This window comes from Streptomyces sp. 6-11-2 (assembly GCF_006540305.1).
GTDB lineage: Bacteria > Actinomycetota > Actinomycetes > Streptomycetales > Streptomycetaceae > Streptomyces.
This window is the reverse complement of record NZ_BJOR01000001.1, coordinates 6,407,890-6,431,197: the sequence shown is the minus strand read 5'-3', so window position 1 is coordinate 6,431,197 and position 23,308 is coordinate 6,407,890. Positions and strand designations below refer to the sequence as shown.

Below are 23,308 nucleotides of genomic sequence, written 5' to 3'. Positions count from 1 at the left end.
CCCGAGAGGCCATCCTGGACATGCCTGACGAACAGCCAGGAGAAAATGAAGGCCCGGTCAGGTAGGTGGATTCCATGGGTCGTTGCAACACAAGGTCGTGTTGATCAGGCCGTGAGCAGTTTATGCAGGCGCTCGGCTGGGGTTTCCCAGCCGAGCGTTTTGCGTGGGCGGCTGTTGAGTTCGGCGACCGCATCAAGGCCCTGCTGTGCCGGGACAGGTCGGTGCCCTTGGGGAAGTACTGCCGCAGAAGGCCGTTGGTGTTTTCGTTGGAGCCGCGTTGTCGGGGGCTGCCTGGGTCGCAGAAGTAGACCGGGACGTCGGTGGCGATGCTGAAGGCATGGTGGGCGGCCATTTCAGCGCCCTGGTCCCAAGTCAGTGAGCGTCTCAGGTGGGGTGGCAGGGCCTGGACGGTGTCGCCCAGTGCCTTGCGGACGGCCGCTGCTCCGTGGCCGTGGGGCAGGTGGACCAGCATGAGGTAGCGGGTGCTGCGTTCGACGAGGGTGGCAATGGCGGATCGTGAGTTGCTGCCGACGATGAGGTCGCCTTCCCAGTGGCCAAGGACGGCCCGGTCGGTGGCTTCGGCGGGATGGTCACTGATCATGACCATGGGGTGGGGAAACCGCTGGCGGCGGGCGGAGTGCCGGCGGGGGCGCCGGATGGCGCATCCGGTCCGCAGGCGCGGGTCAGCTCACGCCGCAGCTCTCCGCGGCCTTGGACGTAGAGGGCCTGGTAGATCGTCTCGTGGACCACATGCATCTCCGGCCGGTCAGGGAAGCGTCTGCGCAGAGCGTGGCCGATCTGTTCGGGGCTCCAGCGTCGGGCGAGGTGCTTCTGGATGAAGTCCCGCAGCTCGAGGCTCTGACCGATCTTGCCGACCTTAGGCCGGGGCTTGCGCCGGTTGGCGCGGCGTTGGGCTGCGTATGGCCGGTAGTACCACCTGCCGTCGGTCAGGGCGGTGCGGTTGCGGCGAATCTCCGTGCTGATGGTGGAGGGGCTGCGTCACAGCTCGGCAGCGATCGCCTGGACGGTGGCCTTTTCACGCAGCCGGTCGGCTATGTGGATGCGGTCGGCCTCGCGTAGATACCGGGACGGTCCGGCCGGCCCTTCCGACTGTGCTGGTTCAGCGAACGACGGCGGCACCACCTAGCAGCCGCCATGATCGCCTCCCTGGTCCCCGCCAGGCCCGGCAGGCATGTCCACACCTACGACGACATAACGGCGCTGACCGCTGCTGAGCCGAGGCAGCACCATCCGACCTCGGGCCGGCCCCGACCAGAGGCTGAGCCGCTCCGGAACCGAACTACCAAGAGGCCCCGCCCTCATGCGCCGGTGCCAGAAGCGGCCCGCCTGCCGGCGGTCGGTCGACGCGGCGGTGGTCTGGTTCGGTCGGTGTGGGCGACCTTCACGCACGCTGTCGTGGGGTTGTGCCGTTCATGCCTTTTCGGTGGGCCGAGGCCGGTCTCCGTTCACGCCGGGTGGCATCGTCGTCGACCTCTTGAGCGCGTCAAGGATCGCCATTCCCTGGCCGACGATCCCCGATGCCACCTCGCTGACCCCCGTCGCGCCGTTCAGGACGGTGAGGGTGGCGCCCGCGAGACCGCGTGCCGCAGCGTCTGCGAGGGCGGGCAGGTTTTCCACGACACGGTTGGCCGCGATCAGTTCCTGGTTGCCGTCCCTGAGGGAGGCGGCGCGGGCGTTGTTGGCGTCGGCCTGTGCCTGCGCGATGGTCCGCTCGGTGTAGGCGGCGCCGTCCGCTTCGAACTTGGCCTGATCGCGGTGGGCTTCGGCGAGGGTGCGCTGGCGGTAGGCCTCCGCGTCGGCGGGGCGCCGCACCTCCGCTTCCAGCCGCTGCGCAGCTAGTTCTGCCTGGCGCCGGGCCAGGGCAGTCTGCTCCTCTGTGACCTCCTGGGTGGCCCTGGCCTGGGCGAGCGGGCCGGCTTGCGCGGCGCGGGCATTGGACTGCTCGGTCTCGGCGAGGAAGCCCGCACGCTTGATGGCGGTGTCCCGTTCGTACTCGGCTTTCAGCGCTGCGGCCTGCTGTTCGCGTTCGGCGGCTTCCTGGTCGGCCTTGGCCTGCGCGATGCGTGCCTGACTGGCGACCGCGGCGGCGTGCGGGGCGGCCAGGTTGTCGATGTACCCGGAGACGTCCTCGATCTCCTGTATCTGCAAGGCGTCGACGACGATGCCCAGCTTCTCCATCTCGGTGTGGCTCGCTTCCTTGACCTCCTGCGCGACGCGATCACGTTCGCGGATGATCTGTTCGACCGTCAGCCCGCCGATGATGGAGCGCAGGTGTCCGGCGAAGATCCGGCCCACGAGTTCCTCCATGGCGTTCTGTTCCGCCAGGAAACGGCGGGCCGCGTTGGCTATGGACGCGGGGTCGTCACCCACTTTGAACACCGCGACGGCTCGGGCCCTGAGGCGAATGCCCTGCTGGGTCACGCAGTCCTCGGTGATCTCGGCCTCGCGCAGCGCGAGGGACAGCAAGCGGGCCTTCTGCTTGACGGGGAAGACGAAGCTTCCGTGTCCGGTGACGATCCGGAATTGTGTGTCCTCCGCCCGGCGTTTCGACCCGGAAATGAGCATTGCCTGGTCGGGGGCGGGAACGTGCCAGAACAGCATGGAATTCTCCTGTCGGGGTCGTGATTCACGGGAAACGTGATTCACGGGTCGGGAAAGTGCTCCACGACCACGGAGCGGGCCGAGGTGCGGTCCACGACAATGACGCGCTCGTGCTTGGGTATGGGATGCCGCGACCACGCGGCGAATGCCTCGGTCCCGCCGCGTACCGCCACGAGCACTTCCCCCGGGCCGTCCGGAGGGATGGGCACGGTCACCCGGCCGATCGCCCCCACAGGGCTCTGGTCTTCGTCGTCTTCTCGGTCGGTCATCCGGTCCCTCCTGCGCCCCGGCCGCCCCTACGGCTTCGCGTTGCAGGTCAGGGCCCGCACCGCCCTCGTACTCCCAAGATGTCGTACGCGTCCTGTACGGCGGCCAGCGACCGTGGTTCACGGACCGGATCTCCCGCATGACGCCACTACACGCCGTCCGGTCGTCGCTTGTCTGTGCAGCGTGGTACCAAGGCCCAGATCAGGCGGTGGTACGGCCGTCTCGCATGCGCAGCGCCCGGTTGTTTCCACGGGATGCGGGCGTATGGAAAAGGTCGTTCATGGCGCAAACCTTCATCCGGGTGCTACGTGCGAGCACCCGGCCTCTTGTTCCCCGACGACGACGCCAACATGGCACTGACGTGCGGAATGCCCTCGATGTTTCCAGCGTACTACCGGCGACCGGGGCCACCCTTGGGACGGCCGGCCCCTTTCGCCGGGGAAAACTGGCGGGTCGCTCCGAAAGGGACGGCCATGACTCTGTCCGGCACCACCAGCCCAGAAGACGACACGCCACACAGCCCGCCCCTTTGAACGCAGGTCGTGGAAGGCAGGGCTGCGGACGCCGGAGTAGCACTCCCGCGCCGTGGCACGTGCCGCGGATTCACCTCGAGGGAGACAGTCGCACACGTCGGACCGGCATGTCATCGCCGCTCGGGGAGCGCTGATCGACCACACTGCGCGGCGTGACGGATACACACGGTAGTCGAGGCGGGAAGTCAACGGGGCCGCCCGGACCTGCCGCGCAACTGGCCGAACTGGACGAGGAACAGCTGCGCGTCCTGCGCCGGGTGGGCCGTGCCTGGGGCCGGGTGTCGGCGTCTCCCGAGACTTGGCGTCGCGCCCTGCCCGTCGACCCCGACCTGGGCGCGTTCCCCCCGGCGGCACAGCTCCGGCCGGCCCGGTTCGGGCGCCTGGTTCCCCTCTCGCCCCTGGGGGCGTCTTCGCCGAGCGAGCAGGTCGACACGGAGGAACCGCCCAGTGGTCGGCTGGGCCGTGCCGAGGAGTGGGCGCGGCGACTCGTCCTGGGGGTGCCGCTGAGGAGTTCCGCCCTGGTGTCCGAGCGGATGCGCAAGCTCGTGGCTCTGCCCGTGCTGTCGGCCGACGCGCTCTCCTCGGTCGCCTACGGTCCCGAGGCCATGCTCGCGGTCCTCGTGCTCGCGGGAACGGCCGGACTGGCGTACTCGTTCCCGGTCTCCGGCGCGATCGTGTTCCTCATGCTGGCGGTCGGGCTGTCGTACCGTCAGACCATCCGCGCCTACCCGCACGGCGGCGGCTCGTACATCGTGGCCGGCGACAACCTCGGACAGGTGGCCGGTCTGGTGGCTGCGGCGGGACTGATGACCGACTACGTCCTCACCGTCGCGGTGTCGATCGCCTCGGGCGTGGCGGCCATCACCTCGGCGATCCCGTCACTGGCCCCCGACACCGTGCCCATCGGCGTCGGGGTGATCATGGTTCTCCTCGCCGGAAACCTGCGCGGCATCCGGCAGGCGGGCGCCCTCTTCGCCGCCCCCACCTACGCCTTCATCATCGCCATGTTCGCCCTCATCGTCTCGGGACTCGTCCACGCGGCAGGGCAGGACTTCCGGCCGCGCCCCACCCCGGCGGTCACGGTCACCGAGAGCGCGGGACTCTTCCTGATCATGCGGGCGTTCTCGTCCGGCGCCACGGCGATGACCGGTATCGAGGCCATCTCCAACGCGGTACCGGCGTTCAAGCCCGTGGAGTGGCGCCAGGCCCGTACGACGCTCACCTGGATGGTGGGACTGCTCATCGCCATGTTCGCCGGCATCGTCGTCCTGACCCATCTCGTCGGCGTGGTGCCCAGTACCCGGGAGACGGTGCTCTCCCAACTGGCCCACCTCGGCTTCGGCTTCGGGTGGATGTACGTCTTCGTCCAGGCCGCCACCGCGGCCGTCCTCCTCCTCGCCGCGAACACGGCGTACAACGACTTCCCCCGCGTCCTGTCCCTCCTGGCGCGCGACGACTATGCGCCCCGGGTCTTCATGCGGCTGGGCGACCGGCTGGCCTACAGCAACGGAATCATCCTGCTCTCGGTGGCCGCCACCCTGGTCTACGTGGCGTTCGACGGGCAGACGGCGGCCCTGATCCCGTTGTACGCGGTCGGTGTCTTCCTCGCCTTCACGCTTTCCCAGGCAGGCATGGTCGTGCACTGGTGGCGGCTGCGCGACCGGCACTGGCGCAAGAGCCTGCTCCTGAACGCCCTGGGCGGCCTCCTGTCGGCCGTCGTCTTCGTCACCGCGGGCATCAGCAAGTTCACTTCGGGTGCGTGGGTGGCGATCGTCGCCGTCGGACTGTTCCTGCTCGTGACGCTGCGGATCCGGCACCACTACGCCACCGTCCGGGCACGCCTGCGCCTGCGCCCGCACACCGTCGAACTGCCCGCGCACACCGCCGTGGGGCCGGGTACGGAGCCCGCCGTGCCGTACGCGGCCCCCGCCCCGCGACGGCACGCGGCGCGGCCGGAGACGAACGCGGAGAACGAGGAACTGCCCGGGGAGATCCGCCACCTCACCGTCGTCGCCCTCGCGACGCTCGACCTCGCGGGCATGCGGGCCCTCGCCTACGCGGCCTCTCTCCGCCAGCCCGTGCTCGCCCTCCACATCAGCCTCACCCCTCAGGAAGCCGAACGGGTACGCGCCTACTGGACGTTGTGGGGCGACCACCTCCCGCTGGAGATCGTGGTCTCCCCCTACCGGGCGACCGTGGCACCTCTCGTCCACTACATCGAGGCCCTGCACCGGCAGCACCCCGACCTCACCCTCACGGTGATCCTCCCCGAGATCATCACCCGGCACCGGCGCCATCAACTCCTCCACAGCCGCACCGCCCCACGCCTGCGCCGCGCCCTGCGATCCCTCCCCAAAATCGTCATCACCACCGTGCCCTTCCACGTATAGCGCTCCTGCACGGACCCGAAAATCCCTTACGTGTCTCAGCAGCCCGTCAAGAGGTGCCGGCTGTTACCAGTCCCCCCAAGCCAACTGGCTGACTCGGCAACCAAGTTGGAAGAGGATCACGGCCTGGGATTGGGAACCGTCACAACTTCGGACCGCTTCACTGATTCGGCCTCGTGACCTCCGAAGTGGCCCTCGACCGCGGAGACCGGATCATGTGCTTCACCGACGGACTGATCGAGGAGCACGAAGTCGAACGTACGGCGCAGGAGGTCCGGGCGGTGGTCCACTCCCTTGCGACGCTCCTGCCGGTCGAGTGGCGCGGCACCGGTTGACCGGGGATTCGAGCCGGCCGTGCGCGTACGTCGGGCAGCGGCCGATGATGGGAGTACGACCGAACACGCGGAGCTGATCATGACGGGTTGGCGTGTCAGGGACTACTCCCAGGACGACCTCGAGGCGGTGGTCCGCGTCGATGCGCAGAGCGGCACGACCGAAGAGCCACCTCTCTTCCCGCTCTCGGACGCCGTGACGGCCCTCCAGGCCCTCCACCCGGCCGTGGTGGCCACGGCGGACGACGTGCTGATCGGCGCCGCGGTGAGCAGGGTGGAGGGCGACCGGGCTTGGATTCTGCGCATCTGCATGGCGCCCGGCTGGCGGCAGCGCGGGCTGGGCAGTGCCCTCATCACGGCCCTCGAGCAACGGCTCTTCGCCGACGGTGTCCGAGCGGTGCACGCCGTCCTGCCGGAGGGTGAGACGGGTGCCGCCGCTCTGCGCAACTGCGACTTCGCTGCCCGCTCCGGGCTGGTCTTCTTCGAAAAGCGCGGGCCGGTGACCCCGCGGTCGGCCGGCACGCTGTCCTCGCTCGGAGCGGAGCTGCCGCCCGGGGGACTTTGGCAGAAGGTCGCGGGCATGCAGCGGGAGAAACAGCTCATCGAGCGGCGCCTGGTCCTGCCACTGGCCCATCCCGGACTGGCCGCCCAGCACGGAGTGGAGCCGCCGCGAGCAGTGATGCTGTTCGGTCCGCCCGGGACCGGCAAAAGCACGTTCGCGCACGCGATCGCCAGCCGCCTGGCATGGCCCTTCCTCGAACTGTTCCCCGCACGTCTGGCCGCCGAGTACGGCCTGGCGACCGGGCTGAACCGGCGCTTCGACGAGATCGCCCGGCTTGAGCACGTCCTGGTCTTCATCGACGAGGTCGAGGAAGTCGCCGGCGAACGCGGCGGCGCGGACGCGACCGCGGTCGGCGTCGTGAACGAACTGCTCAAGGCGATCGTCCGGTTCCGAAGTCAGGACGGGCGGCTGCTCGTCTGCGCCACGAACAACGTGACCACGCTCGACTCCGCGTTCCTGCGGCACGGCCGCTTCGACTACGTGCTGCCGATCGGCCCTCCCGACCACACCGCCAGGACGGCCTTGTGGGAAAGCTACCTGGCCCGAGCGGGCGCGGACGCCGACAGCGCGGCACTAGCGTCCGCCAGCGAGGGATTCACCCCCGCCGACATCGCCCACGCGGCGCGCACCGTCTCCCAGGCCCAGTTCGAGCGCACCTTCGACACCGGAACCCGGACCGCTCCCACCACTGCCGACTACCTGGACACGATCCGCGACACCAAGCCCACGGTCAGCGCCGCCATGGCACAGGAGTTCGCCCACCAGACGGAGAGGTTCGCCCGCATCTAGCGACCTGGCACGACGGGGGCGCTCCAACGCCCGGACCTCGAACAACCGGCCTCAGAACGTGGGTGACGCCCTCGTGCGTGTATGTGGCAACGAGGTGCCAGGTCGGCGGATGCGGCGTGTCGCTGCCGGTGTCGATGAGGATCTGTTCGGGCCCGGCGACGCTGTCGGCCCGGAGGGCCCTGGCCATCCGGCGCGTGCCGCGTCGGGCGGCGTGTCCGGTGAGACCACCAGCAGGGAGAAACGGTCCCGATCGCCTCGGGTGATGAGGTCGGTGTCGTCACCGACCGGTAAGGAGTCGATATGCACGACTCGGTCGTCGACCAGCAGCCGGGTCGGCAGTCCCTCCCAGACACCGGCGTCCAGACCAAAACGGGTGACAAATCCGAGATGCTCGGCCAACACGGTGATCAGCGAAGGAAGGGAAGCTCGGAACCGATGTCCCGCGATCGCGGTCACCATGCGCCATTACGAAGAAAACGGCTCCGGCGTAGACCCGCCGGAGCCGCCCTTCCGGGCCATTGCACGTGAGCGTGCGCCAGCCCAATTTCACGTTACACCGAAGGGACTTACTCTGGCATAAGTAATTTTCCCGAAGATTCACCTCGGTGCGGGAAACCGAAGCGGCGGCTCAGCCGCGCTCTTCCTCTTCTGTCTCCATCTGTCGGATTCCCTGGTGCGTCAGCGTGACCATCGCAGGCGTATTGCCCCTCGCCCAGTCGACGACGACCCAGCCTTCGCCCGCCAAATACGTACAGGCGGCAGCAAGATCCTGCTCAGGGATACCGAGGTCGTTGCGGAGCTTCGCCCCGTCGACACCCAGGAGGCGATCGCCTTCCGTGGCCTGGTACAGAGCCCGCATGATCTTCTCGCGGTACGTCTTCCGCTCGCGCAGTGTCGCCATGACGTTCCGTCCTCTTCCCCTACCTGCCGGTGTGCGCGGTGTGGCCTCGGCGGCAGCGAAGCAGCCCGAGCGCGAGGCGGCGTGTCGGTGGGTGTGACGCGTCGGCGTCACACCCACCGCCCCCAGTCGGGCCAAGGCCGATGTCATCCGCATTCTCCGTCGTGTCGAGGCGTGTCGGCGGTCCCGTCTGCCGCCGGCCGGCGGTGCCTCCGGGTCCGGCGGCCGATCCCCGGCAGGGCATCGCTGTAGCGGAAAGCAGTGATCCGTTCGTTGTGCTGAGCGTTGAGCCGGTGGATCAGAGCGACTCCGGCGGCGATCGCGAGGAGCAACACAGCCACGGCGATGACGGTCATGGCACTCTCACCTCTCCCGGCCGGAGGAGGACGGACGCCCCGCCCGGCCCACGTGCCGGGCCAGGGGCGACGGTGGCGCTGCCCCGCCATCGTTCTCCCACGTTTCTTCCCGGCTTCGGGCATCGACACTGTCTGCTGCTTCCCGGCCTCGGGCGTCGATACCGTCGCCAGTCGCGACCTCGTCCGCCATCAGCTCGCCGGCGGTACGAAGGCCGCCCACGGTAGCCGCGGCAGCCAGCAGCCGGGCGGCGAAAGCCGCACCGGTTTCCGGCGGAATCACCAACAGGTCCCAGCGGCCGACGGTGTAGGAAAGGAGGATCAGTTTGTGCGGATCCTGCTCGTCGGTGAACCATCCCACGCGCACGGTGTGCCCTGCGACGGGCACCTTGCGCGGGATGACGGGCCAGTGGGCCGGGTTCACCGCGATCCGCGTGATCCGGCCCCACAAGCTGTCCAGTGCGGCTGCCAGGGGCGGCAGCTCACGGGTGAGGTCACGGGAGCGGGGCCACCACGCGCCGTCCAGCTGGCCCGGAACCCGGCTTGCCGGTGTCAGGGACAGGCGGGCCGGCGGCGAGGGTGCGCGCTCACTCGATGTCGTACGGTCGATGGTCACGGTCATGGCGCGAACCTGCCCCCGGGCTCGTCTGCGACAGCCCGGCGTTATTGATCACCGGGAACGACACCCGCAGGGGAATCCGTGTGCGAAGAACTCCCGGCTTTTTCACTCTACTCCGCTCCCTGGTTCAAGAATGTGCGCATGACCAGGTATTTTCTCGCCTTCGACGGTCGCGCCCGCCCCAGTGAACGGTGGCGGACCTCGCCGGCAGGCCGCCGATGCCTGTCGAGTCGCGGGCGTCGGGCAGCGTCGACCAAGCGGGCCAGTACGCAGCGGACGCGGCATGGACTTCGCCTCGTGGTCGCCCGAGGCCACCGAGGTGCGGCAGGAGGGTCTGCGCATCCCGGCCGTCAAACTGGTCGACGGCGGTGAACTGCGTGAGGACGTACTTGAGATGATCCTCACGGCGTCGCGCCTTCCGGACGAGGTGGGCCTCGACATCCGGGCCTTCATCGCCACCCTGAACGTCGCGGCCGAGCGGCTCACCGAACTCTCCCACCGGTACGGCAAGTCCACCGTGCTCTCGGTGATGCACACGATGGTCGACGACGCCGAGGCACTGGTACGCGCGCCTGCGCGAACTGCCGGACGGAGTCGTCCACACCCGCGACTTCCTCGAGCACGACGGCAAGCAGAACCTCCTCTTCACCATCGACTGTGTGCTGACCAAACGCGGTGACAGTCTGCACTTCGACTTCTCCGGTTCCTCGCCCCAGGCCAACGGCTTCGTGAACTCCTCACGCGCCGGCCTCGCCGACGGCGTCGCGGTGCGGTGATTCCCACCCTGGGCTTCGGATCCCGTGGAACGAGGGCCTGTTGCGCCCGGTGGAGATCTCGGTGCCGGACGGACTGGTCTGCACCGCGGTACCACCGGCACCGGTCGGGTCCGCCACCGTCGAGGCCGTCTGGACGGTCAGCATCGTCGTCTCCGCGGCGCTGAACCGGCTTCTGTTCGCCTCGCCGAAGTACGCACACCGCGCCCAGGCCGTCAGCAGCGGCACGATGGCGACGTTCAACCTCTCCGGCCGCGACCGGCCCGGAAAGGTGTTCGGCCTCCACCTGACGGACCCGCTGGCCGGCGGCTTCGGTGTCTTCGCCGACCACGACGGGCAGAACACCGCCGGACCGATCAACGTCCCGTGTCCCTCGATCGCCGACGTGGAGGTCAACGAGCAGAAGACCCCGCCTTCTACCGCTACCGGCGCCTCGCCCCCGGTACTGGTGGTGCCGGTCGCCGCCGCGGGGGTCTCGGGGCGGAGGTCGGCGTCACCGTCGCCGCACCAAAGGCCGAGGCACTCGTGATGACGCATGGCGTCGAGGCGCCGAACTCCGTCGGACTCGGCGGTGGCCTGCCCGGCGCCATGATCAGCCGGCGCTTCCGGGCCGACGAAGGGCAACCCCGGGACCTCGGGCCGAAGCCGGGCTCCTTCCCGATCACCCGGCGGACCTGTTCGAGGTGACCTGGCAGGGTGGCGGCGGCATCGGCGAGCAGACCAAGAACCTGCTGGAGCCCCTCCACGCAGGAAACCTGCGGCATTCCCTCAGCGTGCCTACAGCAACTTGTTGGATGGACTGACTACCACCCATCGCACGATTGTGCGCATGGCGTGCCGAGCATGCGTCCAAGCACTCTCTACACCAGAAACATGCAGGTCACCAAGCACTCGCGGCTTCTATCTCCGCCCACGCCATGTGGTTCCACCGGCCCTTCCGTGCGGACGAGTGGTTCCTGTACGACCAGGAGTCGCCGATCGCGACGGGCGGCCGCGGCCTGGCCCGCGGGCGCATCTACGACCTTCAGGGGCGCCTGCTCGTGTCGGTCGTCCAGGAAGGACTGTTCCGCGCGGTGTAGGCGGACGCTCTCTCCGCCGTGGTCCGTCGGGTTCTCCGCGGTAGTCCGCCGGGGTGTCCGCGGTTGTCCGTCGGGCGGTCCGACCAGTCCGGGGCCGGCGTGCGTGGCTCAGGTGGCTCTGCGCAAGAGCCTGCTCAGCAGACCGTGTGACCGCCGCGGGTTCTCGGACGGCCGGGGGTTCTCGGACGGCCGGGGTCGGTCGCAGTGCCTGGGCGCGGGCGGACGCCGGTGCCGTACCGAGTGCGGGTGTGCGCCCGGCTGCCGGTGTGGGTCCTGGCCCGGGTGCGGGTCAGGGTGCCGCGAGGCCGGGCGGGGCGCGGGCCGGTGGGCTCGCGCCTCCCGCACCGCCCGTGCCAGGTCCCTACGGAGCAGGTCGATCTCGTCGGGTTCCTGCGCCGTCGTGATCCGCTCGGTGAGGTGGGCGGCCGGCGAGCCGGGTGCGCCATGAACGGGTGGCGGCGGCCGGAAGCGGCTCAGATGGGAGCGCTCGTAAGGATCCGTGACGATCTCGGAGATCTGGACCGGGTCGAGCAGCGAGGCCACGACGCCCGCTCCCTCCCATGGGTCCGCGGCCTGACGCAGCAGGAAGCCGAGGTGCCGTCCGCGCCAGTTGCGGGGGCGCAGGTCCAGGCCGGTGTCCAGTTGGGACCGCAGTGTCTCCGGCAGGGGCCGGTTCAGCAGCGGGGCGTTCTTCGCGTCGGCGGCGAACTCCACCAGTTCATCGGCCAGATACCGCCAGACCACGGCCCGGTAGCGGTTGAGGTGGAATGTGACCGGAACCAGGAGGCCCAGTCTGGCCAGACGGGTGAACCGGGCGGCGGCCACCTCCATGATCGCCGAGCCCTCCCTCGTGCCCACGGTCGCCACCCGCTGCCGCAGCATCTCCGGGAAGCCCTCCTGCCCGCGCAGCCGCTCGACCTCGGCGCGGTCGACATGCCGGCCGCCTCCCGCCTCAGCGGGACGGGTGCGGATGTGACCGAGGTGCACGGCCAGGTCGAACTCGCTGCGTTTGAGCCCCAGTTCGCGAGCCGCCCGGCTCTGTGAGAAGGGCGCTCGGCCCCTGGTGGCGGCCGTCCGGGCGGTGGGCGTGACCTCGTGTGTGGCGGTGTTGCCGGACATACTCGTCTCCCCCCGTGGAGTGTCGGGATCGCGCCGTTTGCGCTCACCTGCGAAAGACGGTAGCCGGTGGCGGGAATCGGCGGCGCGAGCGTGTGGACAACTCCGCAAAGGATGAGAAAGATGCAGGTCAGAGGTCTGCGGACGACGTCCCTTCAGGCCGGCGGGCATCCACGTCGAGGTGCTCGCCGACCCGGTTGACGAGCAGGGTCATCTCGTAGGCGATCTGCCCGATGTCGGCCTCCGCTCCGCTGAGGACGCACAGGCAGCTGCCCGCGCCGGCGGCCGTGACGAACAGCACCGCGTCGTCGAACTCCACCATCGTCTGGCGCACCCCGCCCGCGCCGAAGTGGCGTCCCGAGCCTTTGGCCAGGCTGTGCAGACCGGACGAGACGGCCGCGAGATGTTCAGCGTCCTCGCGTCGCAGTCCCGTGCTCGCCCCCGTCACCAGCCCGTCGGTGGACAGGACTAAGGCGTGTCGTACGTGTTCCACCCGTTGGGTCAGATCGTCGAGCAGCCAGCTCAGTGTCTGGTTCTGCGCCATGATGCGGTCTCCCCGTGTGATCTCTTCCCCCCTGACCGGAGGATCTGCCGCCAGCCTTCCCCACCACCGCTGTCCCGGCAAGGAGGATGGGCGCATGGCAGACAAGATGACCGACGAGGAATGGCGGGAGTTCGTCTCGTACGGCACCCGCACCGGCAAGCTGTCGACCGTGAGGGCCGATGGAAGCCCTCATGTCGCGCCGATCTGGTTCCTGCTCGACGGCGACGACGTGGTGTTCAACACCGGGAAGGAAACCGTGAAGGGGCGCAATCTGGCCCGTGACGACCGGGTGGCCCTGTGCGTGGACGACGAACGGCCGCCGTTCACGTTCGTGGTGCTGCAGGGCCGCGCCCGGCTGTCGGAGGACCTCGACGAGGTCCGGCAGTGGGCCACCCGCATCGGCGGCCGTTACATGGGCGAGGAGCGCGGCGAGGAGTTCGGAGAACGCAACGGCGTACCGGGCGAACTCCTGGTCCGGGTCGGGATCGACAAGGTGGTGGCGGTGAAGGATCTCGCGGACTGACCCGCTACCGGCGGGCTCCCGCCCGTCCGGCCGTACGCGGCCGGTTGCATTCGGCCCATGGAGTCGGGGAGCCGGGTGGTGCGATCCTGCGGTCCACCCGGCGCACTCCGCGAGCCGGACGAGCATCCGCCTCCCGGGCGCCGGTCCGCCCCGGTGAGGGATCATGCGGACATGAGCGACGACCACACACACGTCCAGGAGTTCTTCACCGCCCGCGCCGCCGACTGGGACAGCCGGTTCCCGGACGACGGCCCCGCCTACGCGGCCGCGGTCGCCGAACTCGGGCTGCGCGAGGGCGACCGCGTCCTCGACGCGGGCTGCGGCACCGGGCGCGCCCTGCCCCCGCTGCGCGCCGCCGTGGGCACGTCGGGCATCGTCGTGGGCGCCGACCTGACGTGGGCCATGCTGGAAGCCGCCGTACGGGCCGGGCGGGACCGGGAGGGACTGCTGTTGCTCGCCGATGTCGGCGTGCTGCCACTCACGTCAGGGTCCTTCGATGCCGTGTTCGCCGCGGGTCTCATCGCGCACCTGCCTCACCCCGCGGAGAACCTGCGGGAGTTGCGGCGCGTCGTACGTCCGGGTGGGACCCTGGCGCTGTTCCATCCGATCGGCCGTGCGGCGCTCGCCGCACGCCAAGGTCGGCAGATCACGCCGGACGACCTGCGCGCGGAACCCAACCTCCGGCCTCTGCTCTCCCGTTCGGGATGGCACATGACGTCCTACATCGACGACGACGCCCGCTTCCTGGCGCTGGCCGTGCGCGAGGACTGACCACCGTCCGACCGCACGGGCACCACGGTGGAGAATCGCAGGTCCGGCTGTGCACCGGAGTCGTGACAACGGCCTTCCACCCGCACTAGGGTGCGCGCCGTTGAAGGAACCGATGGGGAGGTTGAGATGGCCGGGACGGACGAGGAGGTCGCCGCCGCGGACGACGCTCTCTATGTGCTCACGGCGGTACTGCTGACGCCCGCGCAGTTCCCGAGCGTTCTGGGCGACGACTACCCGGAGGCCTGCGCCGCGCTCGGCCTCGCACCGCTCGCCGACGGGTACGGTCTGGTGCTCGGTCAGGACGGCGACGGGGCGCGGTGGACGGTCGTCGTCGACGACGTGTCGCTGGTCGCCGTGGCCATCGCGTCCTGGGACTGCGGCATGGAGTACGACCTGTCGCCCGACGAGCGCAGTGTGGTGGCCGCCCTGCCGGGCTGGCCCCTGGCCCTCGCCGTGGCGGCTCCGGGCGTGGCCGCGCCGCACGACCCGGACCCGGAGTCTTCCGGCGGGCCCGCGCTGTCCCCGCCCGACACCAGCGTCTGGGGGCCGGCCCAGCGCCGTCTCGGCGCCGACGAGATCGCACTGCAGTGGGCGGTGTGGCGCGAGCAGATCGACGACGCGGAGTTCCTCGCTCCCGCAGACCGGGCCGGAGCCCGGACCGGGAGCGACGACGATCCGTCGAGCGCGTCGACCGACGGGAGCGGCGAACCGCAGGACGGGACGGGTGGCGAGGCTTCCCCGAGCCACAGCGGCATCCGCCGTGTCCTGGCGGAGGCACACGCGTACGTGGACGCGCCGCCGCCGCTGGGCCGGGTCCGGTCGTCCTTCGCGCCCGGCGAAGCGCGCACCCTGCGGGCCGACGGACCGGGCTGGTCGATGGTGGCCCGCACCGACGACATCGCCTTCGTGCTCCTCGACGACGAGCCCGGTGAAGTCCTGCCCGTCGGCCGGGGGCCGGAGCTTCCGGGTCTGCTGGAAGCCCTCGACAGGCTGGCGGTACGCCCCCTCTGAGGTCCGGTGCCAAGAGAGCGCATCCTCTTGGCACATGTCTTGCCTCTCCATGACGAGCCCCGGCTCCATGTGGTGCCGACCCATGGATGACGGGGTAGCCAGTCCGCACGATGGGGCAGCCCCGGGCGCTTCACACGCCCGTGCTGTACCCGCCGTCCCGTCGTGCCGCTGGAGGCCGTCATGCGTCTGTCCCGAGGATTTCCGCTCGCCGCCGCCGCTCTGATGGCGGCGGCCGTCATATCGCCCACTCCCGCCTCCGCTGCCGCCGGTGCCGGCACCGGCGGCCATTGTGCGCACCAGGAGCGCGTACGGGTGCCGGGCGCCGCCTTCCAGCAGACCGCGTGTCTGCCCGATCTGACCACCACCGGACTGGCCGGTACCCCGTACACCGATCCGAACGACCAGGCGGGGCTCACGGCGCGAGCGACGCGCACACCGTCCGGGGTGCCCGGGACGCAGATCGACGGCTACTTCCCGGACTCCTCCCACTTCAACACCACGCACGGCTGGGACCACGACGCCCAGTTCGTGATCAGGCTGCCGGACCGCTGGAACGGCGGCCTCGTGGTCACCGGGGCGCCCGGTACACGCAAGCAGTACGCGACGGACAAGGCGATCTCGGACCAGGTACTGGCGCAGGGCTTCGCCTACGCCACGACCGACAAGGGGAACAGCGGAGCCGACTTCTACCGCGACGGCAGCCGTCCCGGCGACGCGGTCGCCGAGTGGAACACACGCACCACCCAGCTCACGCGGGCGGCCGGGCGCGCGGTCGCCCAGCGCTACGGCCACGCGCCACGCCGTACGTATATGACCGGCATCTCCAACGGCGGCTACCTCACGCGCTGGCAGCTCGAGCACCATCCGGAGCTGTACGACGGCGGCGTGGACTGGGAAGGGGCGCTGTGGACGGCCGACGGCCCGAACCTGCTCACCTCACTGCCGACGGCCGTCGCCCGGACCCTGGGCTCGGCAAGCGACGCGGACCTGTACGCGGTGGGCTTCGCGCGGGGCTCGGAGTTCCTGTGGCCGTACCACGGGCAGGCGTACTGGGGCGTGACGCAGAAGACCTACCGAGCCGCCTTCGACCCGGCCTACGACCCCGCCTGTCCCGGGCCGTCCGCCGGGACCACGCCGGAGCAGATCCTGGCGCCCTGCGCCTCGGACGCGGTGTACGACTACGCGGCCCGACCCGCCTCCGTGCACCGCGCCGTGGCCCGCGTGGCTCTGACCGGACGGATCGGCAAACCCCTCATCACCCTGCACGGCGATCTGGACGCGCTGCTGCCCCGTGCTGCGGACTCGGATGTGTACGCCCGCATGGTCGACGCGAGCGGACGGGGCGGACTGCACCGGTACTACATCATCCAGGGCGGCACGCACGTCGACGGACTGTACGACACCCATCCCGACCGGCTGCGGCCGATCCTGCCCTGCTACCGGTCGGCGTTCGACGCGCTGGTGGCGTGGGTGGAGCGCGGTGTCCGGCCGCCCGCGGACCGGACCGTCGGCAGGCCCGCGAGCGGCGATGTGGTCGACTCCTGCACCCTGAACGGGAACGTGCGAGGGCGGTAGTGCTTCAGCGGCCGAGCTCCTTGCGGGTGACGCGGCGAAGCCGGCGTCGCTGCGAGGGGTCCAGGGCGAGGTACGCGGCGGCCGGGACTCCGAGCACTATCAGGACGGCGGCCCACCAGGGCAGCCAGATCAGCAGGATGAGTCCGACCGCCACTCCTCCTGCGGCGATCTTCGCGTTCTTCGACATCTGTCGCCTCCTCCGCGGCCACTGCCGCTCTCTGTCGTGAGAACGGGCCCACGCTCCCGGCGGTTCCGGACCGCGACCCTGAGTCGTCCCTGAGGCGCACCCCTACTGGTCGCGCGGGGCCCGCTCTCCTCGGCCCCGCGCGACACCCCGGCCCACTGCACCCCGGGACCACCCGTTCTCGCGGTGGCCCACGCCACCGCACCAATCATTCCCGGTGGGCCGCCGCTGTGCTGTACCCTCGGCGACCCGACTTCAAGTAGTCAAATTTGAGGAATCAGGTTGGCTGTGCAGAGAACTCCCGCGGCGTCACCGTCCGAGATCTCCGAACTGGCCCGCTGCTGTGCGGTGTTCGTGCCCTCGGACCCCGCCCGCGCGGGCCGGGTCGCCTTCTGGCACCCCGACGGCCGTACTCCGCCGGCCGTGGTCCCGGCGCCCGTCGAAGAGCTGACGGTCGTCCTTCCCCGCAGCGGTGGTGTGGAGGCGGTGACCAGGCCGGCCGTCCTGCTTCCCGTGCGTGCGGCCCTGCCGGTCCTCACGCACGCGCGTGCCGCCGGGCACGGGCACCGGGCCACCGTGTTCTGGGGCGCTGCGTCCGTCCTGGGCCTGCACTTCGTGGCACGGGGTCTGCTGCTGCCCGGCCTGTCCGCCGGCGACCACGACGCCTGGCGCGCGGCACCGCTGCGCGGCCGGGACGCCGAGCACGTCCGGGCGCTGGCCGCCTCGATGCCGCCCGAGGCGCACGCCTTTCCGCTCGACGGCACCGAGCGGCTGCGGCTGCCCGACCCCGAGCATCTGCTGCGCGCCTTCCTCGACGCGGTGGCCGACACACTGCCCCGCTCCCCTGCCGCACCCCTTCTGACGGGTGGCCCTGCCTACGCCGCCGGGGAACCGCGGCGCGTGCCGGAACTGCGGGCCTGGACCGCCGATGTCGCCGCGGGCCACGACGCGGGCGCGAGGATCTCGCTGCGCGTCGAGGTGCTGGGGCTCGAGTCCGCCGAGCGGCACGAAGCCGAGCCGCGGTTCCGCGCTGTGCTTCAGGTGCACGACGCCGGCGATCCCGCGCAGGTCGCCGACGCCTCCGATGTGTGGGCCGGATCGGGCCGCACGGACGGGACGTTCGGCCCCGGGGTGCGCACGGACGTCCTACTCGCCCTGCGCCGCGCGGCCCGCTCGTGGCCGGCGCTGACGCCGCTGTTGTCGGCATCCGTGCCGGACGCCGTCGAACTCGTCGCCGAGGAGGTCGCCGAACTCCTCGGGGAGGGCGCCCGGACCCTGGCCGCCGCAGGGGTGGACGTGCACTGGCCCACGCAGCCGGCCCGCGGACTGGTCTCCGGTCTCACGGTCGGACCCGTGGACGAGGACGGCGGCTCCGGCAGCACCGGCGGCACACTGCCGGATCCCCGAACGGCCCTGTCCGCGAACGCCCTGCTCGCCTTCGACTGGTGGTTCGCACTGGGCGGCCAACGGCTCACACGCGAGGAGCTGGACCGCCTGGCGGAGGCCAACCGGCCCCTCGTGCGGCTGCGCGACCAGTGGATCCTCGTCGACCCCGCCGAACTGCGCCGCGCCCGGGACCGACAGGACCGGAAGATCAGCCCCGTGGAAGCGCTGGGCGCCGCCCTGACCGGCTCGGCGGAGGTGGACGGCCGCCAGGTCGAGGTCCGCCCCACGGGCTGGCTGGCGACCCTGCGGGACCGGCTGGCGGACCCGGAGGCCGGGGAACCGGTCGGGCAGCCCGCCGCGCTCGCCGCCCGCCTGCGCGACTACCAGATGCGGGGGCTCGACTGGCTGGTCCGGATGACGTCCCTGGGACTGGGCTGCTGCCTGGCCGACGACATGGGGCTCGGCAAGACGATCACGCTGATCGCGCTGCATCTGCACCGCCAGAACGACCCGGCGTCCGCCGGACCGACCCTCGTGGTGTGCCCGGCGTCTCTGATGGGCAACTGGCAGCGGGAGATCGAGAAGTTCGCGCCCGGCACGCCCGTACGGCGCTTCCACGGTTCCCGGCGCGGTCTGGAGGAGCTGGGCGACGGCGAGTTCGTCCTCACCACGTACGGCACCATGCGCCTGGACGCGCCACGCCTGGCCGAGGTGGCGTGGGGCATGGTCGTGGCGGACGAGGCCCAGCACGTGAAGAACCCCTACTCGTCGACGGCCCGGCGGCTGCGCTCCATCGGCGCACGCGCGCGCGTGGCTCTCACCGGCACCCCCGTGGAGAACAACCTGTCCGAACTGTGGGCGATCCTCGACTGGGCAACGCCCGGACTGCTGGGCCGGCTCGGCACCTTCCGCACCCGCTACGCGGCGGCCATCGAGAGCGGCCGGGACCCGGCCGCCGCCGAGCGGCTCGCCCGGCTCGTCGGCCCGTTCCTGCTGCGGCGCCGCAAGTCCGACCCGGGGATCGTGCCCGAACTGCCGCCGAAGACCGAGACCGACCGCGCGGTGTCGCTCACCGTGGAACAGACGGGCCTGTACGAGGCGCTGGTGCGCGAGACACTCGCGGCGATCTCCGGCGCCGACGACATGGCGCGCCGCGGGCTGATCGTGAAGCTGCTCACCGGTCTGAAGCAGATCTGCAACCATCCGGCGCAGTTCCTCAAGGAGGACCGGCCGAGGATCGCCGGCCGGTCCGGGAAACTGGAGCTGCTGGACGAACTGCTCGGCACCATCCTCTCCGAGGGGGCGAGCGTCCTGGTGTTCACCCAGTACGTGCGGATGGCGCGCCTGATCGAGCGGCACCTGGCCGCACGCGGTGTGCGGTCGCAGTTCCTGCACGGCGGCACACCCGTCGCCGCGCGGGAGGCCATGGTCCGGCGCTTCCAGGCCGGCGAAGTACCCGTGTTCCTGCTCTCGTTGAAGGCGGCGGGCACCGGACTCAACCTCACGCGCGCGGAGCACGTCGTGCACTACGACCGCTGGTGGAACCCCGCCGTCGAGGCGCAGGCCACCGACCGGGCGTACCGCATCGGGCAGAGCCGGCCCGTGCAGGTGCACCGGCTCATCGCCGAGGGAACGATCGAGGACCGTATCGCCGAACTGCTGCACCGCAAGCGGAACCTGGCCGACGCGGTGCTGGGGACGGGCGAGAAGGCGCTCACAGAGCTGACGGACGCGGAGCTCGCCGACCTGGTGGAGCTGCGAGGAGGATCGCGATGACGGATCACCGTGCCGACCAGGAGCGCACGTTCGCCGCCCTGCCGCCCGCGCGGGGGCGGGGTTTCGCCCTCACGTGGTGGGGCCAGGCCTGGCTGAAGGCGCTCGAGGACACGGCCCTGGACGGCGAGCAGGTGAAGACCGGCCGCAGGCTCGCCCGCGCGGGCGCGGTCGGCGCGGTCTCGGTGCGCCCGGGCCGCGTCACGGCCCTGGTGCACGACCGCGATCGTACGGCGCACCGCGCGGACGTCCTGCTGGAGGAACTGTCCGACGGCGAGTGGGACCGGTTCCTGGCTGTCGTCGCCGAACGGTCCGGGTACCTGGCGGCGCTGCTCGACCGCGACCTGCCGCCGTCTCTCGCCGAGGACGCCGCGGCCGCGGGGATCGAACTGCTGCCCGGGATCGGGGATCTGGAACCCGAGTGCGACTGCGGCGCCTGGGACCATTGCGGGCACACCGCGGCGCTGTGCCACGTCGTGGCGCGGCTGCTGGACCAGGATCCGTTCGTGCTGCTGCTGATGCGCGGCCGCGCTGAGCGAGTCCTGTCCGCCGAGCTCCAAGGCCGTGACACCGCGGACGACGGCGGGCCGTCGGCGCCGGACGGAGTGGACGCCGCGAAGGCGTACGCGGCGGGGTATGCGCTGCCTGCCCTGCCGCCCCTGCCGGAGCTGCCCGAGGAACCGGGCCTGCCGCCCGGCCTGGACACCGAAACCCCGCCGGCGCCGGGGGTCGATCCCTCCGCGCTGGAGATCCTGGCCGCGCGGACGGCGGTGGCGGCGCGCCAGTGGCTCGGCGAGACGCTGAACGCCGTGACGGCGGCGCACTCGCCGGTCCCGCAGCCGACCGTCGTCCAGGACGCCGTACGCCTGGCCGCGGGCGCCACCGACAGCGCAGTGCTGGACCGGCTGGCCGAGGGCTCGGGCCGCAACAGGGAGGAGCTGACACGGGCCGTGCTCGCCTTTCGGCTGGGAGGCGCCGCGGGCCTGTCCGTGCTGGAGGAGGAGTGGGCGCCGGACGGCGACGACCACGCACGCGCGTGCGCCGCTGTGGAGTCGGCGTGGGAGGAGGACGAGAGGCCGTCGCTGCGGGCCGAGAACAACCGCTGGACCGTCGATGGGGAGGAGCGCCAGCTCCGCCTGGGACGGGACGGCCGCTGGTGGCCCTACCGGAGGCGGCAGGGCCACTGGGAGCCCGCCGGGTCACCCGCCCAGGACCCGGCGACGGCGCTGGCCGTGATGGCCCGTGCCGAGGGCGGGGAGGAGTAGCCGCGAAATGTGATCTGCGTACGGCGGCCTGTCCGGTCCGCTGCACGTCCGGCAGCCCCGCCCGGTCCGGTCGGCCGTGACGGCGGGCCACCTCCGTCCGGTCAGGGAAGCAGCGATTGGAGATCACTCGGGATCTCGCTCGGCAGACCGCTCGGGAAGCCGGAGGGCAGGGAGCTGGGGAGCCGGGTCGGCAGCTCGGTGGGGAGGCTCGGGGTCGGGGCGGGCGAGGGGCTCGTTGCGGGTGACGGGCTCGTACGCGGGCTGCTGCCGGAGGGAGGGTGCTCGTCCCGCGAGCCGCTTCCCGAGGAAGCGAGCACCAGCACCAAGGCGACCGCACCGGCGGCGGCCAGCACGGTGAGGAGGACGAAGAGCGGGTTCCTGCGTTTCGGCGGCCCGGGCGGCCGAGGCGGTACGGGCGGGATGGCCATGGCGCCCATCGTCGCCGCCGCCCGGACAACACGCGGGCCCCGCGCGGAAGTCGATACGAACCCATGCCATGGATCGCATGGTTCCGCGGCATTCCGCGCGGGGACCAGTCACGGGCGGACGGCGTGCCGCCCGGAGCGCCCACGACACACGCGCACGTGCGGACCCCTCGGCACGCGCGCGCGTACGGCCCCCTCGGCACCGCGCGTACGGCCCCTCGGGGGGCACACGTACGCGTGTGTGCCCCCGGGAGCCGGACGCCTCCGTGTCAGCCGCGGGCCCCCAGCAGGTGGTCCATCGCGAGCTGGTCGAGCTGCTCGAAGGCCATGCCGCGAGCGGCGGCCGCTTCGACGTCGAAGTCCTCGAAGGCCGTGCGGTCCGCGAGCAGCGCCTCCAGGCCGTCCGCCGCCGTGGGCTGCGCCAGCTGGTCGAGCCGGGCGGCGCGCAGGGCCTCCTGGACCTCCCGGTCGGCCCGGAAGGCGGCCGAACGCTCCTTGAGGATGAGGTAGTTGCGCATGCAGCCGGCGGCCGACGCCCACACGCCGTCCAGGTCCTCGGTCCGCGGCGGCTTGAAGTCGAAGTGGCGCGGGCCCGCGTAGCCGGCGCTCTCCAGCAGGTCGACCAGCCAGAAGGCGGAGCGCAGGTCACCGGCGCCGAAGCGCAGGTCCTGGTCGTACTTGATGCCGGACTGACCGTTGAGGTCGATGTGGAAGAGCTTGCCCGCCCACAGCGCCTGGGCGATGCCGTGCGGGAAGTTGAGCCCGGCCATCTGCTCGTGGCCCACCTCGGGGTTGACGCCGTACAGCTCGGGGCGCTCCAGGCGCTCGATGAACGCGAGCGCGTGGCCGACGGTGGGCAGCAGGATGTCGCCGCGTGGCTCGTTCGGCTTGGGCTCGATGGCGAAGCGGATGTCGTAGCCCTGGGAGGTGACGTACTCGCCGAGGAGGTCGAATGCCTCCTTCATACGGTCCAGAGCGGCCCGCACGTCCTTGGCGGCGCCGGACTCGGCGCCCTCTCGGCCGCCCCAGGCCACGTACGTCTTCGCGCCCAGTTCGACGGCCAGGTCGACGTTGCGGATCGTCTTGCGCAGCGCGTAGCGGCGCACGTCGCGGTCGTTGGCCGTGAACGCGCCGTCCTTGAAGACGGGGTGGGTGAAGAGGTTCGTGGTCGCCATCGGCACGGTCATGCCGGTCGCGTCGAGTGCCTGCCGGAAGCGCTTGATGTGCGACTCGCGCTCGGTGTCGGAGGCCCCGAAGGGGATCAGGTCGTCGTCGTGGAAGGTCACGCCGTGTGCGCCGAGTTCGGCCAGGCGCTGCACCGTCTCGACCGGGTCGAGGGCGCGGCGCGTGGCGTCGCCGAACGGGTCCCGTCCCTGCCAGCCGACGGTCCACAGGCCGAAGGTGAACCTGTCCTCGGGGGTGGGCTGGTAGCTCATGCCGCGGCTCCTTGCTCGCTTGCGACTATTTCGTCATGGCGATTTACAAATTAGTATGCCGACGCATCCCTGGGAAGGGAACAGA

The 23,308-nt window shown here is 71.0% G+C and carries 20 protein-coding genes and 4 pseudogenes; 12 read left to right on the top strand and 12 right to left on the bottom strand.

Going from position 1 to position 23,308, the window contains the following annotated elements; all coding sequences use genetic code 11:
- Window positions 1-104: 104 nt before the first annotated feature.
- The 3 genes and pseudogenes from TNCT6_RS28565 to TNCT6_RS28555 form a co-directional block, all read right to left on the bottom strand.
- Window positions 105-1,140, bottom strand: a pseudogene (locus TNCT6_RS28565) (IS30 family transposase).
- Window positions 1,141-1,431: 291 nt separating this feature from the next.
- The gene (locus TNCT6_RS28560; protein WP_141363553.1) at window positions 1,432-2,622 is read right to left on the bottom strand and encodes a flotillin family protein; all 1,191 of its coding nucleotides are present in this window, start codon (window positions 2,620-2,622) and stop codon (window positions 1,432-1,434) included.
- A gap of 41 nt (window positions 2,623-2,663) precedes the next feature.
- On the bottom strand, window positions 2,664-2,891 hold the full coding sequence (locus TNCT6_RS28555) for a hypothetical protein (RefSeq protein WP_141363551.1): 228 nt from the start codon (window positions 2,889-2,891) through the stop codon (window positions 2,664-2,666).
- 683 nt (window positions 2,892-3,574) lie between these two features.
- On the opposite strand from TNCT6_RS28555, the gene TNCT6_RS28550 reads away from it, so the two are divergent.
- From TNCT6_RS28550 to TNCT6_RS28540, 3 genes and pseudogenes are all read left to right on the top strand, one after another.
- Entirely contained in the window at window positions 3,575-5,812 is a 2,238-nt protein-coding gene (locus TNCT6_RS28550) for an APC family permease (protein ID WP_172633064.1), read from the top strand.
- Window positions 5,813-5,991: 179 nt separating this feature from the next.
- Window positions 5,992-6,144 (top strand): annotated as a pseudogene (locus tag TNCT6_RS28545) (serine/threonine-protein phosphatase); the annotation flags it as partial.
- Window positions 6,145-6,223: 79 nt separating this feature from the next.
- Entirely contained in the window at window positions 6,224-7,492 is a 1,269-nt protein-coding gene (locus TNCT6_RS28540; protein WP_141363549.1) for an ATP-binding protein, read from the top strand.
- Between the two features lie 51 nt (window positions 7,493-7,543).
- On the opposite strand, the gene TNCT6_RS41110 is transcribed toward TNCT6_RS28540, so the two are convergent.
- The 4 genes from TNCT6_RS41110 to TNCT6_RS28520 form a co-directional block, all read right to left on the bottom strand.
- The gene (locus TNCT6_RS41110) at window positions 7,544-7,951 is read right to left on the bottom strand and encodes a DUF5994 family protein (RefSeq protein WP_373996209.1); all 408 of its coding nucleotides are present in this window, start codon (window positions 7,949-7,951) and stop codon (window positions 7,544-7,546) included.
- A gap of 169 nt (window positions 7,952-8,120) precedes the next feature.
- A complete protein-coding gene (locus tag TNCT6_RS28530; RefSeq protein WP_141363547.1) occupies window positions 8,121-8,393 on the bottom strand; it encodes a hypothetical protein in 273 nt (90 codons plus the stop codon).
- Between the two features lie 143 nt (window positions 8,394-8,536).
- A complete protein-coding gene (locus TNCT6_RS28525; RefSeq protein ID WP_141363543.1) occupies window positions 8,537-8,746 on the bottom strand; it encodes a hypothetical protein in 210 nt (69 codons plus the stop codon).
- 7 nt (window positions 8,747-8,753) lie between these two features.
- Window positions 8,754-9,365, bottom strand: a complete 612-nt coding sequence (locus TNCT6_RS28520) for a DUF5994 family protein (protein WP_141363541.1) — start codon at window positions 9,363-9,365, stop codon at window positions 8,754-8,756.
- Between the two features lie 280 nt (window positions 9,366-9,645).
- Here TNCT6_RS28520 and TNCT6_RS42130 point away from each other — a divergent pair.
- From TNCT6_RS42130 to TNCT6_RS28510, 3 genes and pseudogenes are all read left to right on the top strand, one after another.
- Window positions 9,646-10,138 (top strand): annotated as a pseudogene (locus tag TNCT6_RS42130) (hydantoinase B/oxoprolinase family protein).
- Window positions 10,139-10,187: 49 nt separating this feature from the next.
- Window positions 10,188-10,822: pseudogene (locus TNCT6_RS42125) on the top strand (hydantoinase B/oxoprolinase family protein).
- Between the two features lie 134 nt (window positions 10,823-10,956).
- Window positions 10,957-11,214, top strand: a complete 258-nt coding sequence (locus TNCT6_RS28510) for an acyl-CoA thioesterase II (RefSeq protein WP_281155027.1) — start codon at window positions 10,957-10,959, stop codon at window positions 11,212-11,214.
- Between the two features lie 108 nt (window positions 11,215-11,322).
- Here the strand turns inward: TNCT6_RS28510 and TNCT6_RS28505 are convergent, their stop codons facing one another.
- Both TNCT6_RS28505 and TNCT6_RS28500 read right to left on the bottom strand, forming a co-directional pair.
- A complete protein-coding gene (locus TNCT6_RS28505) occupies window positions 11,323-12,333 on the bottom strand; it encodes a DUF6397 family protein (RefSeq protein WP_141363539.1) in 1,011 nt (336 codons plus the stop codon).
- A 127-nt stretch (window positions 12,334-12,460) separates the two neighbouring features.
- A complete protein-coding gene (locus TNCT6_RS28500) occupies window positions 12,461-12,874 on the bottom strand; it encodes a roadblock/LC7 domain-containing protein (protein WP_141363537.1) in 414 nt (137 codons plus the stop codon).
- Window positions 12,875-12,968: 94 nt separating this feature from the next.
- On the opposite strand from TNCT6_RS28500, the gene TNCT6_RS28495 reads away from it, so the two are divergent.
- The 4 genes from TNCT6_RS28495 (at window position 12,969) to TNCT6_RS28480 (ending at window position 16,754) form a co-directional block, all read left to right on the top strand.
- Window positions 12,969-13,397, top strand: a complete 429-nt coding sequence (locus TNCT6_RS28495) for a PPOX class F420-dependent oxidoreductase (protein WP_141363535.1) — start codon at window positions 12,969-12,971, stop codon at window positions 13,395-13,397.
- A 171-nt stretch (window positions 13,398-13,568) separates the two neighbouring features.
- Entirely contained in the window at window positions 13,569-14,168 is a 600-nt protein-coding gene (locus TNCT6_RS28490; protein ID WP_141363533.1) for a class I SAM-dependent methyltransferase, read from the top strand.
- Between the two features lie 126 nt (window positions 14,169-14,294).
- Window positions 14,295-15,179 (top strand): hypothetical protein, encoded by an 885-nt coding sequence (locus TNCT6_RS28485; RefSeq protein WP_141363531.1) that lies wholly within the window; start codon window positions 14,295-14,297, stop codon window positions 15,177-15,179.
- A 180-nt stretch (window positions 15,180-15,359) separates the two neighbouring features.
- On the top strand, window positions 15,360-16,754 hold the full coding sequence (locus TNCT6_RS28480; protein ID WP_141363529.1) for a tannase/feruloyl esterase family alpha/beta hydrolase: 1,395 nt from the start codon (window positions 15,360-15,362) through the stop codon (window positions 16,752-16,754).
- A 4-nt stretch (window positions 16,755-16,758) separates the two neighbouring features.
- Here the strand turns inward: TNCT6_RS28480 and TNCT6_RS28475 are convergent, their stop codons facing one another.
- Window positions 16,759-16,941 carry a hypothetical protein gene (locus TNCT6_RS28475; protein WP_141363527.1) on the bottom strand — a complete coding sequence of 61 codons (183 nt, stop codon included), beginning with the start codon at window positions 16,939-16,941 and terminating at the stop codon, window positions 16,759-16,761.
- A 285-nt stretch (window positions 16,942-17,226) separates the two neighbouring features.
- Between TNCT6_RS28475 and TNCT6_RS28470 the strand changes: the two genes are divergently transcribed.
- Both TNCT6_RS28470 and TNCT6_RS28465 read left to right on the top strand, forming a co-directional pair.
- The gene (locus TNCT6_RS28470; protein ID WP_141366866.1) at window positions 17,227-20,100 is read left to right on the top strand and encodes a DEAD/DEAH box helicase; all 2,874 of its coding nucleotides are present in this window, start codon (window positions 17,227-17,229) and stop codon (window positions 20,098-20,100) included.
- The gene (locus TNCT6_RS28465) at window positions 20,097-21,362 is read left to right on the top strand and encodes an SWF or SNF family helicase (protein ID WP_141363525.1); all 1,266 of its coding nucleotides are present in this window, start codon (window positions 20,097-20,099) and stop codon (window positions 21,360-21,362) included. The genes TNCT6_RS28470 and TNCT6_RS28465 overlap by 4 nt, the downstream gene beginning before the upstream one ends.
- Window positions 21,363-21,463: 101 nt before the next feature.
- Here TNCT6_RS28465 and TNCT6_RS28460 read toward each other — a convergent pair whose 3' ends face one another.
- Both TNCT6_RS28460 and xylA read right to left on the bottom strand, forming a co-directional pair.
- Window positions 21,464-21,790 carry a hypothetical protein gene (locus TNCT6_RS28460; protein ID WP_141363523.1) on the bottom strand — a complete coding sequence of 109 codons (327 nt, stop codon included), beginning with the start codon at window positions 21,788-21,790 and terminating at the stop codon, window positions 21,464-21,466.
- Between the two features lie 266 nt (window positions 21,791-22,056).
- Window positions 22,057-23,223 (bottom strand): xylose isomerase, encoded by a 1,167-nt coding sequence (gene xylA, locus TNCT6_RS28455; RefSeq protein ID WP_141363521.1) that lies wholly within the window; start codon window positions 23,221-23,223, stop codon window positions 22,057-22,059.
- Between the last annotated feature and the right edge of the window lie 85 nt (window positions 23,224-23,308).

What these genes read in the sequence shown, in the direction of transcription:
- TNCT6_RS28560 (WP_141363553.1), bottom strand. Translation starts at nt 2,622, where the DNA reads ATGCTGTTCTGGCACGTTCCCGCCCCCGACCAGGCAATGCTCATTTCC.
- TNCT6_RS28555 (WP_141363551.1), bottom strand. Translation starts at nt 2,891, where the DNA reads ATGACCGACCGAGAAGACGACGAAGACCAGAGCCCTGTGGGGGCGATC.
- TNCT6_RS28540 (WP_141363549.1), top strand. Translation starts at nt 6,224, where the DNA reads ATGACGGGTTGGCGTGTCAGGGACTACTCCCAGGACGACCTCGAGGCG.
- TNCT6_RS41110 (WP_373996209.1), bottom strand. Translation starts at nt 7,951, where the DNA reads ATGGTGACCGCGATCGCGGGACATCGGTTCCGAGCTTCCCTTCCTTCG.
- TNCT6_RS28530 (WP_141363547.1), bottom strand. Translation starts at nt 8,393, where the DNA reads ATGGCGACACTGCGCGAGCGGAAGACGTACCGCGAGAAGATCATGCGG.
- TNCT6_RS28525 (WP_141363543.1), bottom strand. Translation starts at nt 8,746, where the DNA reads ATGACCGTCATCGCCGTGGCTGTGTTGCTCCTCGCGATCGCCGCCGGA.
- TNCT6_RS28520 (WP_141363541.1), bottom strand. Translation starts at nt 9,365, where the DNA reads ATGACCGTGACCATCGACCGTACGACATCGAGTGAGCGCGCACCCTCG.
- TNCT6_RS28505 (WP_141363539.1), bottom strand. Translation starts at nt 12,333, where the DNA reads ATGTCCGGCAACACCGCCACACACGAGGTCACGCCCACCGCCCGGACG.
- TNCT6_RS28500 (WP_141363537.1), bottom strand. Translation starts at nt 12,874, where the DNA reads ATGGCGCAGAACCAGACACTGAGCTGGCTGCTCGACGATCTGACCCAA.
- TNCT6_RS28495 (WP_141363535.1), top strand. Translation starts at nt 12,969, where the DNA reads ATGGCAGACAAGATGACCGACGAGGAATGGCGGGAGTTCGTCTCGTAC.
- TNCT6_RS28490 (WP_141363533.1), top strand. Translation starts at nt 13,569, where the DNA reads ATGAGCGACGACCACACACACGTCCAGGAGTTCTTCACCGCCCGCGCC.
- TNCT6_RS28485 (WP_141363531.1), top strand. Translation starts at nt 14,295, where the DNA reads ATGGCCGGGACGGACGAGGAGGTCGCCGCCGCGGACGACGCTCTCTAT.
- TNCT6_RS28480 (WP_141363529.1), top strand. Translation starts at nt 15,360, where the DNA reads ATGCGTCTGTCCCGAGGATTTCCGCTCGCCGCCGCCGCTCTGATGGCG.
- TNCT6_RS28475 (WP_141363527.1), bottom strand. Translation starts at nt 16,941, where the DNA reads ATGTCGAAGAACGCGAAGATCGCCGCAGGAGGAGTGGCGGTCGGACTC.
- TNCT6_RS28465 (WP_141363525.1), top strand. Translation starts at nt 20,097, where the DNA reads ATGACGGATCACCGTGCCGACCAGGAGCGCACGTTCGCCGCCCTGCCG.
- TNCT6_RS28460 (WP_141363523.1), bottom strand. Translation starts at nt 21,790, where the DNA reads ATGGCCATCCCGCCCGTACCGCCTCGGCCGCCCGGGCCGCCGAAACGC.
- xylA (WP_141363521.1), bottom strand. Translation starts at nt 23,223, where the DNA reads ATGAGCTACCAGCCCACCCCCGAGGACAGGTTCACCTTCGGCCTGTGG.